The 15,143-nt window shown below is 55.3% G+C and carries 17 protein-coding genes; 12 read left to right on the forward strand and 5 right to left on the reverse strand.

The window, feature by feature from the left end; all coding sequences use genetic code 11:
* Positions 1 to 4 precede the first annotated feature (4 nt).
* From artI to ACMGG3_RS03140, 3 genes are all read right to left on the reverse strand, one after another.
* The gene (gene artI / locus ACMGG3_RS03130; RefSeq protein WP_020884864.1) at positions 5 to 736 is read right to left on the reverse strand and encodes an arginine ABC transporter substrate-binding protein ArtI; all 732 of its coding nucleotides are present in this window, start codon (positions 734 to 736) and stop codon (positions 5 to 7) included.
* A 20-nt stretch (positions 737 to 756) separates the two neighbouring features.
* Positions 757 to 1,485: an arginine ABC transporter ATP-binding protein ArtP gene (gene artP, locus ACMGG3_RS03135; RefSeq protein WP_014169324.1), complete on the reverse strand. Its 729-nt coding sequence runs from the start codon at positions 1,483 to 1,485 to the stop codon at positions 757 to 759.
* Between the two features lie 226 nt (positions 1,486 to 1,711).
* Positions 1,712 to 2,230: a lipoprotein gene (locus ACMGG3_RS03140; protein WP_014169325.1), complete on the reverse strand. Its 519-nt coding sequence runs from the start codon at positions 2,228 to 2,230 to the stop codon at positions 1,712 to 1,714.
* A gap of 97 nt (positions 2,231 to 2,327) precedes the next feature.
* Here ACMGG3_RS03140 and ACMGG3_RS03145 point away from each other — a divergent pair, with 97 nt between their 5' ends.
* The 3 genes from ACMGG3_RS03145 (at position 2,328) to ACMGG3_RS03155 (ending at position 4,370) form a co-directional block, all read left to right on the forward strand.
* A complete protein-coding gene (locus ACMGG3_RS03145; protein ID WP_006174327.1) occupies positions 2,328 to 2,651 on the forward strand; it encodes a heavy metal-binding domain-containing protein in 324 nt (107 codons plus the stop codon).
* On the forward strand, positions 2,648 to 3,478 hold the full coding sequence (locus ACMGG3_RS03150; RefSeq protein ID WP_032677767.1) for an N-acetylmuramoyl-L-alanine amidase: 831 nt from the start codon (positions 2,648 to 2,650) through the stop codon (positions 3,476 to 3,478). Before ACMGG3_RS03145 ends, ACMGG3_RS03150 begins: the two co-directional genes overlap by 4 nt.
* A gap of 268 nt (positions 3,479 to 3,746) precedes the next feature.
* Positions 3,747 to 4,370, forward strand: a complete 624-nt coding sequence (locus ACMGG3_RS03155) for a helix-turn-helix domain-containing protein (RefSeq protein WP_414149567.1) — start codon at positions 3,747 to 3,749, stop codon at positions 4,368 to 4,370.
* On the opposite strand, the gene ACMGG3_RS03160 is transcribed toward ACMGG3_RS03155, so the two are convergent.
* Both ACMGG3_RS03160 and ACMGG3_RS03165 read right to left on the reverse strand, forming a co-directional pair.
* Complete coding sequence (locus tag ACMGG3_RS03160; protein ID WP_047742431.1) at positions 4,371 to 4,967, reverse strand: hypothetical protein; 597 nt, start codon at positions 4,965 to 4,967, stop codon at positions 4,371 to 4,373.
* Positions 4,967 to 6,529, reverse strand: a complete 1,563-nt coding sequence (locus ACMGG3_RS03165) for a peptidoglycan-binding protein (RefSeq protein WP_414149568.1) — start codon at positions 6,527 to 6,529, stop codon at positions 4,967 to 4,969. The genes ACMGG3_RS03160 and ACMGG3_RS03165 overlap by 1 nt, the downstream gene beginning before the upstream one ends.
* 300 nt (positions 6,530 to 6,829) lie before the next feature.
* On the opposite strand from ACMGG3_RS03165, the gene gspC reads away from it, so the two are divergent.
* From gspC to gspK, 9 genes are read left to right on the forward strand one after another with little or no spacing between them, the layout of a single operon-like run.
* On the forward strand, positions 6,830 to 7,561 hold the full coding sequence (gene gspC / locus ACMGG3_RS03170) for a type II secretion system protein GspC (protein ID WP_410396511.1): 732 nt from the start codon (positions 6,830 to 6,832) through the stop codon (positions 7,559 to 7,561).
* A 13-nt stretch (positions 7,562 to 7,574) separates the two neighbouring features.
* The gene (gspD, locus tag ACMGG3_RS03175) at positions 7,575 to 9,491 is read left to right on the forward strand and encodes a type II secretion system secretin GspD (RefSeq protein WP_414149569.1); all 1,917 of its coding nucleotides are present in this window, start codon (positions 7,575 to 7,577) and stop codon (positions 9,489 to 9,491) included.
* A gap of 14 nt (positions 9,492 to 9,505) precedes the next feature.
* Entirely contained in the window at positions 9,506 to 10,984 is a 1,479-nt protein-coding gene (gspE, locus tag ACMGG3_RS03180; protein WP_410396333.1) for a type II secretion system ATPase GspE, read from the forward strand.
* Positions 10,984 to 12,192 carry a type II secretion system inner membrane protein GspF gene (gspF, locus tag ACMGG3_RS03185; RefSeq protein ID WP_410396332.1) on the forward strand — a complete coding sequence of 403 codons (1,209 nt, stop codon included), beginning with the start codon at positions 10,984 to 10,986 and terminating at the stop codon, positions 12,190 to 12,192. Before gspE ends, gspF begins: the two co-directional genes overlap by 1 nt.
* 3 nt (positions 12,193 to 12,195) lie before the next feature.
* Positions 12,196 to 12,645, forward strand: coding sequence for a type II secretion system major pseudopilin GspG (gspG, locus tag ACMGG3_RS03190; protein WP_014169334.1), 450 nt, complete (start codon positions 12,196 to 12,198; stop codon positions 12,643 to 12,645).
* Positions 12,645 to 13,130, forward strand: a complete 486-nt coding sequence (gene gspH, locus ACMGG3_RS03195; protein WP_014169335.1) for a type II secretion system minor pseudopilin GspH — start codon at positions 12,645 to 12,647, stop codon at positions 13,128 to 13,130. Before gspG ends, gspH begins: the two co-directional genes overlap by 1 nt.
* Positions 13,123 to 13,503, forward strand: coding sequence for a type II secretion system minor pseudopilin GspI (gspI, locus tag ACMGG3_RS03200; RefSeq protein ID WP_014169336.1), 381 nt, complete (start codon positions 13,123 to 13,125; stop codon positions 13,501 to 13,503). Before gspH ends, gspI begins: the two co-directional genes overlap by 8 nt.
* Positions 13,500 to 14,123, forward strand: coding sequence for a type II secretion system minor pseudopilin GspJ (gspJ, locus tag ACMGG3_RS03205; RefSeq protein ID WP_414149570.1), 624 nt, complete (start codon positions 13,500 to 13,502; stop codon positions 14,121 to 14,123). The genes gspI and gspJ overlap by 4 nt, the downstream gene beginning before the upstream one ends.
* Positions 14,120 to 15,130, forward strand: coding sequence for a type II secretion system minor pseudopilin GspK (gspK, locus tag ACMGG3_RS03210; protein WP_279259077.1), 1,011 nt, complete (start codon positions 14,120 to 14,122; stop codon positions 15,128 to 15,130). The genes gspJ and gspK overlap by 4 nt, the downstream gene beginning before the upstream one ends.
* Positions 15,131 to 15,143: the final 13 nt, after the last annotated feature.

Raw genomic sequence — 15,143 nt, forward strand, 5'->3', positions numbered from 1 at the left:
GGAATTACTTCTGGAACCATTTTTTGTAGATGGTTTCGTAGGTGCCGTCTTTCTTCACTTTTTCCAGCGCAGCGTTGAATTTCTGCTGCAGCTCAGTGTTGCCCTGACGAACGGCAATACCCAGACCCGTGCCGAAGTAATCCTTGTCGGTCACTTTATCGCCCACTGGTGCCAGTTTATCGTTGGCTTTCAGCCACTCGGTCACCACGGCGGTGTCGCCGAACACGCCATCAATACGACCGTTCTGCAGATCCAGCTTCGCATTCTGGTAGCTGTCATACGGAACGGTGGTGATTTCCGGGTGTTTATCCATGATGAATTTCTGGTGCGTGGTGCCGTTCTGCACGCCCACTTTCTTGCCTTTCAGCTGATCAACCGACGTGAATTTGCCTTTCTGACCAATAAACAGGGCGGAGTTGTCGTAGTAAGGGGTAGTGAACAGAACCTGTTTTTCGCGCTCAGGGGTGATATCCATTCCGGCCATAACGGCGTCGATACGGCGGAACTTCAGGCTTGGGATCAGGCTGTCGAACGCCTGGTTGCTGAAGGTACAGGTTGCGTCGATCTCTTTACACAGGGCGTTTGCCAGATCCACGTCAAAGCCGACAATTTTATTGTTCGCATCAATGGATTCAAACGGAGGATAAGACGCTTCAGTCGCGAAACGAATCGTCTGGGCTGCGGTAGCGGAAAGGGTGACGCTGGCGAGCAGCGCGGCAAGTAATACTTTTTTCATTATCATTTCCCCTGACACAATCAATGAGATAAATAGTTTTTGAACGCATCGGTTTGCGGGTTTGAGAAGCAGCTCGCATCACCTTGCTCAACGATATACCCGTTTTCCATGTAGACCACGCGGCTGGCCGTTTTGCGCGCCACTTCCACTTCATGGGTTACGATGACCTGAGTAATATGGGTTTCCGCCAGCTCGCGAATGATGCTCACGATCTGGGCAGTAATTTCGGGATCCAGCGCCGCGGTCGGTTCATCAAACAGCAGTACCGCAGGCTCCATCATCAGCGCACGGGCAATCGCCACACGTTGCTGCTGACCACCGGAGAGGTGCAGCGGATAGCGGTCGCTGTAAGGCTTAAGGCGCAGACGCTCCAGCAGCTTATCCGCACGCGCGATCGCCTGATCTTTACTTAAGCCCAGCACGCGGCACGGGGCTTCGATCAGGTTTTGCAGTACGGTCAGATGCGGCCAGAGATTGTATTGCTGGAAGACCATGCCAACGTTTTGACGCAGTTCACGAATCGCTTTATCAGACGGTGTTTTCGCGAAATCAAAATGGTTACCGGCGATAGCCAGCGTACCCGAACGGGGCATTTCAAGCAGATTAAGGACACGCAGAAGGGAGCTTTTACCTGCACCGCTTGGGCCAAGCAAAACCAGTGTTTCGCCTTCCGGGCAGTCCAGCGTGATGTCAAACAGCGCCTGGTGTGCGCCGTAGAAGCAGTTAATGCCGTTTAGTTTAATACTCATCGGGGCAGTCTTTACTCATCCAGGCAATCTATAGCAATTGAGGCCGCAGATAGTACCGTTGACAGAATAGTTATGCAATATTTCTGCGTTAAAAGTTAAATATAACCCGCAATACCCTCTAAACATAGCACAAAATAGCGAGCGGCAATGTCGGCGAGTATAAATGTCGGCATTCCGCATGAAATGCCGCACATTTTACGGGGTTAACGCTTTTTAAACGGGAGGCTTAGCGGTTTTCTATCGACTGGCGGAGCGTGCCTGCCGGGGCGTGAACGCTGCCACCGACGTACCTTACGTCGTCCACCGCCCAGCACTGACCTTCACGGATCATCAGCACTTCATCCTGCCAGGTCTGCGTTCCCTGGGTCAGTTTGACGCGCAGGGGAATGTTTCGCGCATCGGTGTTTGGGATCGTTGAAGCACTGGTGACCTCGGCGCTGTCAGGCAGCGTGGCGCGGCTGGAGAACGGATCGGATTTAAGCAGCGCGTTATGCTGCGGATCGCGGGTGGCGTCGCTCAGCAGTTTCGCCAGGCCGTCACTCAGATACGGTCGCAGGGCGGTAATATCATTGCTGCGGTGCTGTATGCGGTAATCATAGAACTGTTGTGCCACGGTATCCGGGCCGCCCTCAATGCATGGGCCGCTGCGGGTACCAATATCCTTAAAGGCTGGCGTGACCGTGGTGGTGCAGGCGCTGAGCACCAGCGCGCAGGGCACGAAAAGTGTTAAAGCTGAATAGCGCATGTTGATTTCCTTATTTATTAACTATCCTTTCAATCATAGCGTAACGAACCGATAATGCTGTACCTAAGGCATTGAACGCTAAAGAAGGAGAGAAAGTATGCAGTTTTCAACAACGCCTACCCTGGAAGGGCAACCTATTACCGAGTACTGCGGCGTGGTCACCGGCGAAGCCATACTGGGCGCGAACATTTTCCGGGACTTCTTTGCCGGCATTCGCGATATCGTGGGGGGACGTTCTGGCGCGTATGAGAAAGAGCTGCGCAAAGCCCGCGAAATTGCGTTTAAAGAGCTTGGCGAACAGGCCAAGGCGCTGGGTGCAGATGCCGTGGTAGGTATCGATATTGACTACGAAACGGTCGGTAAAGATGCCAGCATGCTGATGGTGAGCGTAAGCGGTACGGCGGTGAAAACCCGTCGATGAAGCGCTCGCTTGCCACACTCCTGCTGGCGCTGTTGCTGGCAGGGTGCGCCACGGAAAAAGGCATTATTGATAAAGGTGCCTATGAGCTGGATACCCGCCATCAGGCCCAGGCGGCTTACCCGCGTATAAAGGTGCTGGTGATCCACTACACCGCTGATGACTTTGACAGCTCGCTGGCGACGTTAACCGACAAGAATGTCAGCTCTCACTACCTGATCCCCGCCAAACCGCCTGCCCCTGAGGGCAAACCGCGTATCTGGCAGCTGGTGCCGGAGAGCGAACTGGCATGGCATGCCGGCATCAGCTTCTGGCGCGGCACCAACCGTATTAATGACACCTCCGTGGGGATTGAGCTGGAAAACCGTGGCTGGCAAAAAACGGCGGGAGTAAAACACTTCACCCCGTTCGAGCCGGCGCAAATTGCTGCTCTGATCCCGCTCGCCAAAGACATTATCGCCCGCTACGACATTAAGCCGCAGAACGTCGTCGCGCACTCTGATATTGCCCCCCAGCGTAAAGACGATCCCGGCCCGCTGTTCCCCTGGCGCGAACTGGCGCAGCAGGGAATTGGTGCCTGGCCCGATCCGGACCGCGTCAACTTTTATCTCAATGGACAGCCACGCTATCAGGAAGTGGACAGCGCACTGCTGCTCGATCTGTTAGCGCGGTATGGCTATGAAGTGCCGGAGGCTGCCACAGCCCAGCAGCAGAAAAGAGTGATTACCGCGTTTCAAATGCACTTCCGTCCACAGCTGTGGAATGGTGTGGCTGACCGTGAAACGCTGGCTATTGCTGAAGCGCTTCTGGAAAAGTACGGACAGGGGTAATCCTACGGGATACCCCCTCGTGAGTATTTTTCGCGTAATTTGAGTAAGATTAATCTTAAGTACAAACTCAATTCATTTTTAGTTAATTGACTTAAAATTATCCGGATTTAAGATGGACACATAGCTTGCTAAGTAAAGCAGCAAATTAACGTAAACAATTTCTACTTTTATTTTCTCCTTGAGTGTTTCATCAGGAAAATATTCCTGGGTTGAGGCCTTACGTCTTAATCCTGAGTTTTATATTTCACATCTTAAATTGGGTATAATAATGTTAAGCATCTACGGTAAAAAATTACGTCCGCAAAACGAAGTCAATGCAATTATTTCTGCAACGTCAGGATTTGAAGAGAAGACGTTAAAAAAGTGGCAGAAAATATCTACCAGTGATTCACAGTATATTCATATTATCGTCAGTGGCGACGTTGAGTTCCGCCGCGAATCTGATGAACTGTGCATGTTCACCGTGCAGGGGCCGTGTATATTTGGGCTTTGTTCTATGTTTTACAGCGCCACGCACATGTATGGCCTCATTCGGTCGAATACCGTCGTGCGCTCGATAAAAAAAGAGGCCTTCGCCCAGCTAATGACTGAAAACAATCTGTGGCCGGAACTGACGAAAGTGCTCTCCTGGTATATTTGTATGCTGAGCAAGCGTGACGATGTGCTGGTTGCCCGCAGTGCCTATTCGGTGGTGCGCGAATTTTTATATGAGATTAATGAACTGATTGTTCAACATCAGCGTGATATCAATATATATGACTATATTCAGGAATACACCAACCTGGTACGCAGTACCATTATTAAAATTCTCTCTGACCTGAAAAAGGGTCAGTATATTGTGGTGGAAAAGGGGCGACTCCGTAACCTGACATCCTTGCCTGAAAAATATTAATTACTCCAGCCGGTCTCCTTTATGACGTAAAGGGGACCGGGAAATATCCTGCGTTTCGTCAACCGGCGGCGCGGGAATTTTGCCTTGCGAATAATCCTGCTCTTGTTCTTTTAACGCCTGCTTAAACAATTCTGTTAATGAGGAACTGTCGCTGCCAGCCCGTGCAGAAGCGTCGGTGTGTGCCCCGGTACCGGGTAACGTATCCCGCGCGGTATCGTGCTGAGCCGCTCCTTCAGGCGCCTGCTGCCAGTCGGTATCATCGCCGTTAATCGGCAGATCCTGCAGGGCAGGCATATCCTCATGCACCGGCGCAGGTTTAGGGTGCGGATGCGGGAAGGGTTTGCTCACATACACATAATGCATATCTGAAAGCTGTGTTTCCGGTCTGGCGCTGCTCGCGTTGATGGGGGCGGGGGCAGGGTGGCGCAGATCCCAATACACATGCGCGTACAACCCGGCCATCAGCATGGCGCACAGACCCAGGAGTCCTAAAACGGTGTGGGCAAAAACGTTTCTCAGTCCGGGAAGGCGATATGAAAACCAGACCGCTTCCCCGGTGGTGTAGCTGCGCTGAGCCGCAAGGCTGATAGTAGACATCAGGAATGCTTCTCCTGCATTTTCGCATCCGGTATTGCATGCGAAGCCTGGATCAATACGCTCGGCGTGGTGTTGGTTTCCCGCATTAACTGCATCAATGTCTCTTCGCCGGGAATACCGTCCACATGCAGATGCATTTTTTGCTGGAACGCGCGGGTGCGTTTCATCATCTCCGCAGTCCAGCGCTGAGCGTGGGTTTCAGGCTGAGAAAGGGCCTGGCTCAGCTGCTGATCAAGCCAGGTCATCTCTTTGCCGTCACTGGTTGCGCTGATGGCGTCTTTACCTTCCGGCGTCAGGCGGTGCAGTTGCGTATAGTTTCCGGTTGCATGCCGGTTAAACCAGCTGCGGCTGACCTGCCAGGTCCGGTTATTCATCAGTAAGTCCATCGAGGTTTCTCCGACGCGGGCGACCACCGCATAGTTAAGATGATTGCCGGTTTTGAGCTCGCTCACCCACGGATAACCTTCGCTTGCCAGCGCATCCGGAGAGGCATTTCCCTGCTTACACATCAGGTTTACCTTCACCGCGTTTTGACACAGCGCATCGTCCGTCGAGGCGTCATACCCCCACATCAGATAAAGCTGATGCATCGCGTCCGGCTGATTGACTATTTCCTTGTCGATAACCGGCACGACGGGGGCCTGAACGGGGGCGGCCGGGTGTTTCCAGCTTATCGGGACCGGCAGAGAAACCGGGAGGCGAGCAGTCATTGAGGCGGTAAAATACCAGCCGCAAGCCGCGAACAGCACAGAAGCAAACAGTGAAACCGTTGCCAGACGCTTACCCTGTTTTTTCGCGGGAAGCACCTCTGCAGCCGCCAGGCGTAAATGTCGCGGACTGACCTGGCTTGCGCGTTCGGTCCAGGCCGCGAGCATCGACAGGTGCGCCAGCGCATTCAGTTCACTGATTTTCCCTTTTGTCATTGCGTGCATCTTACGCACGCGCGCCGGGGATAACGGCGAGCTTTCGCCCCCGTGCTCTTCGCACTGCGCCTGCACGTAGCTGAGATATTCACGGCAGGTCAGGGGGCGCAAGGTGTGGTGGGTATGCACATATTCACGCAGATCAGATTGCTGTAGCAGCGCCGCCTGATTTTCCGCGCCCGTCAGCACCACCGATAAATGACACCCCAGCTCCTGCGCACGGGTGAGCAACATCCCCAGCACCGTCCGGCAGGTCTCTTTCATGGCTTCAGTATGGGAAATGACCAGCACGGTGGCCTGTGTTTTCCCGGCTTGCCACTGCTGCAGCACGGTATCGACCGCCTGAATACGGCTGGCGATTGCTTTCGTGTCCGGGCTGAGCTTGTACAGCAGGCTACTGGCGCTCAGTTTTGGAAACGCGTTGATGGCAAAAACGCGGTTGTCGCTGTTTTTCAGCGCATCGCTGAACTGGCCCAACAGCGAGGTATCGTCGCTAAAGAGCCCGCATATTCCCGCCTGTTGGGTTTTCTCTTTCAGCAGGTTAAAGACGTCCTGATGATAAGGCACCAGAAAATCCCCGGATAAGCGGGTGACCTTCCTGAAGGGCGGGGTTTTAAAAGTAAAGTGGCTCTGATACATAACGACTTACCGTCTCTGATTAGGAATAGCAACAGGTCGTGAAATTACGGTAAGGAGACGGGGCGATCAATTTTTCAACTGGGTAAAAATATCCGGCAGAAATGTCCTAACACCTCGGTTTTAGACGGTCAATAATTTTCTTTATTAAAGTTGGTGGCGAAGTCGATGGTCGTATTCACCGCGTCTCATTACTCTCTTCACACGTTTTGTCGCAGCGTGATGCTGCTTATTTTCGCTTTGTTAAAGGCCAGATGAAAAATGAGGTTCTCATTTCTGTCACGGTGGATAACCCCTTGCATGATGTTGGCGCTGTTAATTTTTAGCGGCCAGCAAGGGTATTTCACGTTTAAAGATTATAAAAAGGTTACGAATAGGTTGGCTAACTCCGATGCGCAGCCGCTGAAAAACCGCCGCGAAGAGAAAACATTCACGCTTTTCACGGCTGCAGCACGTCAGGACACTGGGCCGGCTGCGCTAAAAGCCCCGCTGGCGGCGGAAATAGAAGGCATTGTGCGCAGTGATGACCCCTGGCTTTCCTTCGCCGTTATTAAAACGCCCGCGGGCCAGAAGAGCTACCGCGAAGGGGAGCCGCTGTCCGGTTTTAACGATGCCTTTATTCAGGAAATTAACAAAGACAGTGTCGTCGTGAATTATGAAGGCATCACGCAGACGCTGGCCTTAAAGAAACCGGATTATTTCAAGGGCGGCGTTGAAAGCGGCCCGGTAACCAAATCGACAAAAGATGCAGGCGCAGACACGCTGCATCTGAATGATTATCTGGTATTAAAACCGGTTGTCGAAAAAGGCCAACTGGAAGGCTATGCCATTAATCCCCGGAATGCTTCTTCCTTTTATAGCCATTCAGGACTGAAAAAAGGGGACGTGGCAGTCGAAGTGAATGCTGTCGATATGACCGATGAAGTCAAGGCAAAAAATATTATTGCTGAATGGTCAAAAATGAAAGAAGCGGAGGTTGTCGTCAGACGTCACGCTCACCTTGAAAATATTCGGGTCAATGTTCTTAACAATTAATAAGTGTACAGACATGAAGAAATTTCCATGGGCGTGGGTGGCGCTGACCGCATTGTCGTTATATTCGGGTTCGCTGCTCGCAGCCAACTTTAGCGCGAGTTTTAAAAATACCGATATCCGCGAGTTTATCGATACGGTAGGCCGCAACCTTAACAAAACCATTCTCGTCGACCCGTCGGTTCAGGGCTCCGTATCTGTCAGAACCTACAACGTGCTGACGGAGGATGAGTATTACCAGTTCTTCCTGAGCGTGCTGGATCTCTACGGTCTCTCGGTGATCCCGATGGATAACGGCATGGTTAAAGTGGTGCGCTCAAGCGTGGCCCGTACCGCCGGTGCGCCGCTGGCAGACAGCACAAACCCGGGCAAAGGCGATGAGATTATTACCCGTGTCGTGCGCATGGAAAACGTGCCGGTGCGTGAACTCGCGCCGCTGTTGCGTCAACTGAACGATGCCACCGGCATCGGCAACGTGGTGCACTTCGAGCCTTCCAACGTGCTGCTGTTAACCGGTAAAGCGTCCGTGGTGAACCGGCTGGTGGATCTGGTCCAGCGCGTGGATAAAGACGGTATTCAGCGTCGCGAAATCGTCCCCCTGCGCTTTGCTTCCGCCAAAGCGCTCTCCGACATGTTGAATAATCTCAACAATGAAGAGCAGAAAGGGCAGAACGCGCCGCAGTTGGCCACCAAAGTGGTGGCGGATGACGAAACCAACAGCCTGGTGATCAGCGGTTCGGAAGATGCGCGCACGCGTACCCGCACCCTGATCCATGAGTTAGATCGCGAGCAGAACAACGAGGGGAATACCCGCGTCTTCTATCTCAAGTACGCCAGCGCCACCAAAGTGGTTCCGGTGCTCACCGGTATTGGCGAACAGCTGAAAGACAAAGCCGGCACCGCGAAGGCGAAAACTGCCACCGCGGCAACCGATCTGAATATTACCGCCGACGAGTCAACCAACTCGCTGGTGATCACCGCGCAGCCTAACGTGATGAACTCCCTGGAGAAGGTGATCGACAAGCTCGACATCCGCCGTCCGCAGGTGCTGGTGGAAGCCATCATTGCTGAAGTGCAGGACGGCAACGGTCTGGATCTCGGCGTGCAGTGGACCGGCAAGCACGGTGGCGTCCAGTTCGGCTCCACCGGCCTGCCCATTAGTCAGATAAAAAATGGCACCATCAAGGGCGCCAGCTTTACTGGCCTGGCGACCGGCTTCTTTAACGGTGATTTCGGTGCGCTGATGACCGCGCTCTCAACCGACGGCAAAAACGACATCCTTTCCACGCCAAGCGTGGTCACGCTGGATAACAAAGAGGCGTCATTTAATGTCGGTCAGGACGTGCCGGTGCTTTCCGGTTCGCAGACCACCAGTGGCGATAATGTCTTTAACTCCGTAGAGCGCAAGACGGTGGGGACCAAACTGAAAATTGTGCCGCAAATCAACGACGGCGACATGATCCACCTGAAGATTGAGCAGGAAGTCTCAAGCGTCGACAACAGCGCAACGGAAGACGCCAGCCTTGGCCCAACCTTTAATACCCGAACCATCAATAACGAAGTGATGGTGCACAGCGGGCAAACGGTGGTGCTCGGTGGCCTGATGGAGAATGTCACTAAGCAGTCGGTCTCCAAAGTGCCGCTGCTGGGGGATATTCCACTGGTCGGGCAGCTTTTCCGCTACACCTCGCAGGACGCGTCCAAACGCAACCTGATGGTCTTTATTCATACCACCGTGCTGCGTGACGACGACAACTACAGCGCGGCGTCGAAAGAGAAATATGATCAGATCCGCGCCCGCCAGCAGCAGCGCGTTGAGGAGAAAAAGCTCGGGATCATTGAACCGGCGGATAACGCCGTGTTACCCGCGTTCCCTGCTGCGAGTGCTGCATCGGTGAAAACCAGCGCGTCCCGCAATCCGTTTAAAGAGTAAGGCGGAGGTATCACGTGGACGAACTGAGCAAAACCCTGTGTAGCAGCGGCTACGCAAAAGATAACGGCGTTTTATTTTATCACGATGCGGTCTATATCCGTGATGACACCCCGGCACTCGCGCTGCTGGAAGTGCGTCGGGTGCTGGGACGCGCGTTTGTCCCGGTCACCCTGACGCCGGAAGCCTTCGATGAAATGCTGGCCAGGATCTGGCAGCAGAGCAGCGGGGTGTCCCAGCAACTGGTGGACGATATGGACGCCGATATCGATCTGATGGCGTTAACCGAGGAGATCCCGGACAACGAAGATCTGCTCGATAACGATGAAAACTCGCCGGTGATCCGCCTGATCAACGCCATTCTCGGCGAGGCGGTAAAAGAGGGCGCGTCGGATATTCATATTGAAACCTTCGAGCGTACGCTGAGCATTCGCTTTCGCGTCGACGGCGTGTTGCGTCCGGTGTTGCAGCCCGCGCGTAAGCTCGCGCCGCTGCTGGTTTCGCGTATCAAGGTGATGTCCCGGCTGGATATCGCGGAGAAACGTCTGCCGCAGGATGGCCGTATTTCCCTGCGCATTGGCCGTAAGGCGGTCGACGTGCGCGTATCGACCATTCCGTCCCAGTATGGTGAACGCGTGGTCATGCGTCTGCTCGATAAAAGCAATCTCAAGCCTGATATCAACAAGCTTGGGCTGATTGATGAAGAACGGGAGAAGTTACAAGGGCTGATTGACCGCCCGCACGGCATTATCCTGGTCACCGGGCCAACGGGTTCCGGTAAAAGTACCACCCTGTACGCGATTCTCTCGGCGCTGAACGGCCATGAGCGCAACATCCTGACCGTAGAAGATCCTATTGAATACGAGCTGGAAGGGGTGGGGCAGACGCAGGTTAACCCGCGCGTGGACATGACCTTTGCCCGCGGGCTGCGCGCGATTCTGCGCCAGGACCCGGACGTGGTGATGATCGGCGAAATCCGTGACGCCGAGACGGCACAAATTGCGGTGCAGGCGTCGCTCACCGGTCACCTGGTCATGTCTACGCTGCACACCAACAGCGCCGCCGGGGCGATAACCCGCCTGCGGGATATGGGGCTGGAGTCGTTTTTAATCGGTTCATCGTTACTGGGGGTCATTGCCCAGCGTCTGGTGCGTCGGCTGTGTCCGCACTGCCGTACCACCAGTCCGCTGGATGACAATGAAAAGGCGCTGTTCAGCTTTATGGACCAGCCGCCACACGCGATCTATCGCGCGGTGGGGTGCGAACACTGCCGCCAGAGCGGCTATCAGGGGCGCGCCGGTATTCATGAGTTTCTGGTGGTCGACAGCACCCTGCGCCGCGCCATTCATGAAGATAAAGACGAAATGGCCATCGAAACCGAACTCTTTAAGCAGGCCTACAGCCTGCGTGAGAACGGGCTGCTGAAGGTGATCGGCGGCATCACTTCGCTGGAAGAGGTGATGCGCGTCACCGCCGAGCGCGGAGGAGATGCCTAATGGCCTTCTACGCCTGGACGGCGAGGGATACCGCGGGCAAAACCCGGCGTGGCACGTTGCAGGCTGAGGGGCAAAAGCAGGTCCGCCAGATGTTGCGCGAGCAAAAGCTGATGCCCGTCAGCATCAACGAAACCCGTGAGGTTGCGGCTGCCGGTAATGCGAACGCCGGGGCAAAACTCTCCACGCCGGTGCTGTCGATGTTTACCCGTCAGCTGTCGACGCTCGTCAACGCTGCGCTGCCGCTGGAGAGCGCGCTGAAGGCAATCGCGAAACAGACGGAGGATAAAAAGCTCGCGGCGATGGTGGTGGACATCCGCGAGAAGGTAGTGGAAGGGCATACGCTGTTTGACGCCTTCAGCCAGTTTCCGCGCAGCTTCGACAAGCTCTACTGCACGCTGGTAATGGCCGGTGAAAAGACCGGCCATCTGGGCGACGTGCTGGAAAAGCTGGCCGAGTACAACGAGCAGCGTCAGAAGATGAAAAGCAAACTGACGCAGGCGATGGTCTACCCGATCACCCTGACCGTGGTGGCCATCGCGGTGATCGGCATTCTGCTGGTGGCGGTTGTGCCCCAGGTGATTGAGCAGTTCACCCATATGAAACAGCAACTGCCGATCACCACCCGCACGCTGATCGCGGTGAGTGATTTCCTGCAGGTTTATGGCCTCTATATCGTCGGCAGTCTGGCAGGCGGGATGATGGGTTTTAAGGCCTGGCTTCGAAACGCTAAAAATCGTTTTCGCTGGCACGGCTGGCTGGTGAACGGTTCACCCGTCAAAAAGCTGGTCTGCGCCATCAACAGCGCCCGCTATATCCGTACCCTGAGCATTCTGCAGGCCAGTAGCGTGCCGCTGCTGGAGGGGATGTATATCGCGATGGACGGGATCGAAAACCGGTATGCCCGGCAGGTGCTGGAGCAGGCGGCGGATACCGTGCGCCAGGGGGCATCGCTTTATGCGGCTCTGGAGCAGGCGAAATTATTCCCGCTGACCATGCTGTATATGATTGCCTCCGGGGAAGAGAGTGGGGAATTAGGCCATTTAATGGACCGCGCGGCGGAAAACCAGGAATCGGCATTACAGCATCGTATTACGTTAACGCTGTCGGTATTTGAACCGGCACTGGTGGTATCTATGGCGACGATTGTTTTATTCATCGTCCTGTCAATATTACAACCGCTTCTGCAACTTAATAATATGGTAGGTTAAATCATGGCTATAAAACGCAAACACCTGGCTCGCCAGGCGGGCTTCACCTTGCTCGAATTAATGGTGGTTATTGTTATTCTCGGCGTACTCGCGAGTATGGTGGTACCCAATTTAATGGGCAATAAAGAAAAAGCGGATACCCAAAAAGCGACCAGCGATATCGTCGCGCTCGAAGGCTCGCTGGATATGTATAAGCTGGATAATCACCGCTATCCCACCACCGAACAGGGCTTGCAGGCGCTGGTCACGAAGCCAGAGATTGCGCCCATTCCCAACGGCTACCGTGCGGACGGTTATATCCGCCGCCTGCCGCAGGACCCGTGGGGCGGGGATTATATTCTGGTCAGTCCGGGTGAACACGGTGCCGTAGACGTTTTCTCCGCCGGTCCGGATGGCGAAGCCAATACCGCCGATGATATTACAAACTGGTCTCTGGATAAGAAAGAGAAATAATGAAACGTCAACGCGGCTTTACGTTGCTGGAAATTATTCTGGCGCTGGTGATATTTGCCAGTTGCGCCATGATGGTGGTTTCAACAATACCCTCACGCAGCGGTGCGGATATATTTGGTCAGCAATTAAAAGCCCTCGTTGATTATGGTTCAGACCGGGCGGTGATGGACGGAAATATCGTGGGGTTGGTTATGACCGCGGATAAATACCGGCTGGTGACGCTCGAGGATAAAAACGGTGAACGTCACTGGGTGTCGTTATCCGCGGGGCGGATAACGACCCGGGGTGATTTCCCGCCGGAGATGCACGTCTCGCTCACGCCGCAGCGTCTCGCCGCCACGGTGACATCCGAACCGCAGGTGTTATTTCTGCCGGACGGTGAAATCAGCCGCTTTACGCTGGCGCTGCAAAGCCGCGACAACGCGCACCATTTCCGCGTGGTGTCGCAAGGCGCGGCCCCTGTAACGGTAGAAAACGATGGCTAACGGCAAGAGAAAGCAAAAGGGAATGACTCTGCTGGAGGTGATGGTCGCGCTGGTCATCTTCTCCACCGCCGCACTGGCGCTGATGAACTCGGTCTCCCTGAACGTGCGTTTCACCCACGGGCTGGCCGATACATTGCAGGCCAGCTGGGTCGCCGAAAATCAACTGGCGGAGGCGCAGCTCAACAGACGTGATTTTCCTGACGCTGAAGCGCAGGGGGCAGAGGTCATGGGCGGGCGCAGCTGGGCCTGGCGAAAGCAGCGCGTAAAAACCGCGGCTAACGGCTGGGCGAATGCCATCCGCGTCTATGCAGAAGGCGATGAAAGCCAGCCGGTTATTTCACTGCAGGTCATCGCGCCGGGAGAGGAACCGTGAAGAAAATCCGACGCCAGCGGGGATTTACCCTGCTGGAGATCATGATTGCGCTGACCATTTTTGCGGTGATCAGCACCCTGGCCTGGCAAATCCTCGACGGGGCGATGCGCACCAGTTCGGCGACGGAGGCCAGCGCGGCAAAGCTCAATCAGCTTCAGCGTGCCTGGAGCCTGATGGAACGCGATTTCTATCAGCTTCAGGCGCGTGCGCCGCGCAACGAGCCGGATACATTTCGTCAGGGGGATGACGGCCTTGAGCTGACCACGCTGAACGGCGTGAGCGGAACCGTACAGCTGGAGCGCGTGCGCTGGCGGCTGGAAGAGGGGCGACTGTACCGGGATGTCTGGCCGGTGATTGACAGCCCGGCGGATGCCAGACCCGATGCGGTGCCGATTGTCGGCGAGGTGAAATCCCTGCAGTGGCGTTTTTACCGTCAGGGCTGGCAAAAAAGCTGGAACGACCCGGCACATCTGCCGGATGGCGTCGAGCTGACGCTGACGATGGAAAACGGGGAAACCTGGCGCTGGGTGTTTACGACGCCGGGCGATATCCCCGAGGCCGCCGCACCAGCGCCCACAGACGCACCTGCCGCGCCACCTGCAGCGGAAGCGACATCATGAAGGCTTTACGTAAACAGAAAGGCGTCGCGCTGCTGGTGGTACTGATCCTGCTGGTCATGATGTCGGCGCTGGCTGCCAGAATCAGCCAGCAGTTCTGCCGCAATCTGCAGAAAACCCATTACCAGGTGAGTCAGCAGCAGCTGCGCTGGGCCATGCAGGCTCAGGAGAAGGTGGTCAAAGATCGTCTGCAGAGCGACGCCAGCGGTGAGAGTAAAGCCCTTACCCTGCAGGGTGACTGGCATCAGCCGCTGGAGACCCGGGGTGACGATTACACGGTGGTCAGTCAGGTGGAAGACGCCCAGGACTGCTTCAACGTGAATAACCTGCTGGCGGCCGATGACATCGCGCAGGGGCAAAATGCGCCCGCGGTGCCGGAAAAACCGCGGAAAGAGCAGATTGTTGAGCAACTCCTGACCGGGAGTGGTCTCAGCCAGCCCACGGCGCACGAGGTTTACTCGCAGCTGGTGGACTATCTGGATGGCGATACCACCACGGCCAGCGAGGGGGCGGAGAGCGATGCCTGGGCGGGCGGGGTGCCCCCCCGGCAGCCTGCAAACCAGATGATGCGCACGATCGCTGAGATCACGCTGCTGCCGGCATTTCCGGCAACGGCATACCGGAAGGTGAGCACGCTGCTGTGTGCCTTACCGGATACCGCTAGCAAGGTGGATGTGAACACCCTGAAACCGGAACAGGCCGCCTTACTGGCCGCCATGTTCCCCGGAAAAATAACGCAAGACGATGCCGTTCGCCTGATTGAATCGCGACCTGAAACCGGCTGGGAAAATATGGAAACCTTCAGCAACGCGCTGGAGCAGGCCTTCCCGCAGGTGAAAGACGACCTTCCGCAGGTGGCCGGACAACTCTCCACCCAAAGCCGGTACTTCCGCGTTAACTATACCGGCAACACCGATGCGCTAACGCTTCGCGTGGTAAGCCAGCTTCAGGTCAATAACGAAGCGGGTGAGATCGTGACGTGGCAACGTCGTTACCGAATGATTGAATAAGAAAAGCAGATGG

Source organism: Enterobacter sp. BNK-18 (assembly GCF_047456135.1).
Lineage (GTDB): Bacteria > Pseudomonadota > Gammaproteobacteria > Enterobacterales > Enterobacteriaceae > Enterobacter > Enterobacter ludwigii.

Coding starts and splice junctions, on each gene's coding strand:
- artI (WP_020884864.1), bottom strand. CDS start 736: ATGAAAAAAGTATTACTTGCCGCGCTGCTCGCCAGCGTCACCCTTTCC.
- artP (WP_014169324.1), bottom strand. CDS start 1,485: ATGAGTATTAAACTAAACGGCATTAACTGCTTCTACGGCGCACACCAG.
- ACMGG3_RS03140 (WP_014169325.1), bottom strand. CDS start 2,230: ATGCGCTATTCAGCTTTAACACTTTTCGTGCCCTGCGCGCTGGTGCTC.
- ACMGG3_RS03145 (WP_006174327.1), top strand. CDS start 2,328: ATGCAGTTTTCAACAACGCCTACCCTGGAAGGGCAACCTATTACCGAG.
- ACMGG3_RS03150 (WP_032677767.1), top strand. CDS start 2,648: ATGAAGCGCTCGCTTGCCACACTCCTGCTGGCGCTGTTGCTGGCAGGG.
- ACMGG3_RS03155 (WP_414149567.1), top strand. CDS start 3,747: ATGTTAAGCATCTACGGTAAAAAATTACGTCCGCAAAACGAAGTCAAT.
- ACMGG3_RS03160 (WP_047742431.1), bottom strand. CDS start 4,967: ATGTCTACTATCAGCCTTGCGGCTCAGCGCAGCTACACCACCGGGGAA.
- ACMGG3_RS03165 (WP_414149568.1), bottom strand. CDS start 6,529: ATGTATCAGAGCCACTTTACTTTTAAAACCCCGCCCTTCAGGAAGGTC.
- gspC (WP_410396511.1), top strand. CDS start 6,830: ATGTTGGCGCTGTTAATTTTTAGCGGCCAGCAAGGGTATTTCACGTTT.
- gspD (WP_414149569.1), top strand. CDS start 7,575: ATGAAGAAATTTCCATGGGCGTGGGTGGCGCTGACCGCATTGTCGTTA.
- gspF (WP_410396332.1), top strand. CDS start 10,984: ATGGCCTTCTACGCCTGGACGGCGAGGGATACCGCGGGCAAAACCCGG.
- gspG (WP_014169334.1), top strand. CDS start 12,196: ATGGCTATAAAACGCAAACACCTGGCTCGCCAGGCGGGCTTCACCTTG.
- gspH (WP_014169335.1), top strand. CDS start 12,645: ATGAAACGTCAACGCGGCTTTACGTTGCTGGAAATTATTCTGGCGCTG.
- gspI (WP_014169336.1), top strand. CDS start 13,123: ATGGCTAACGGCAAGAGAAAGCAAAAGGGAATGACTCTGCTGGAGGTG.
- gspK (WP_279259077.1), top strand. CDS start 14,120: ATGAAGGCTTTACGTAAACAGAAAGGCGTCGCGCTGCTGGTGGTACTG.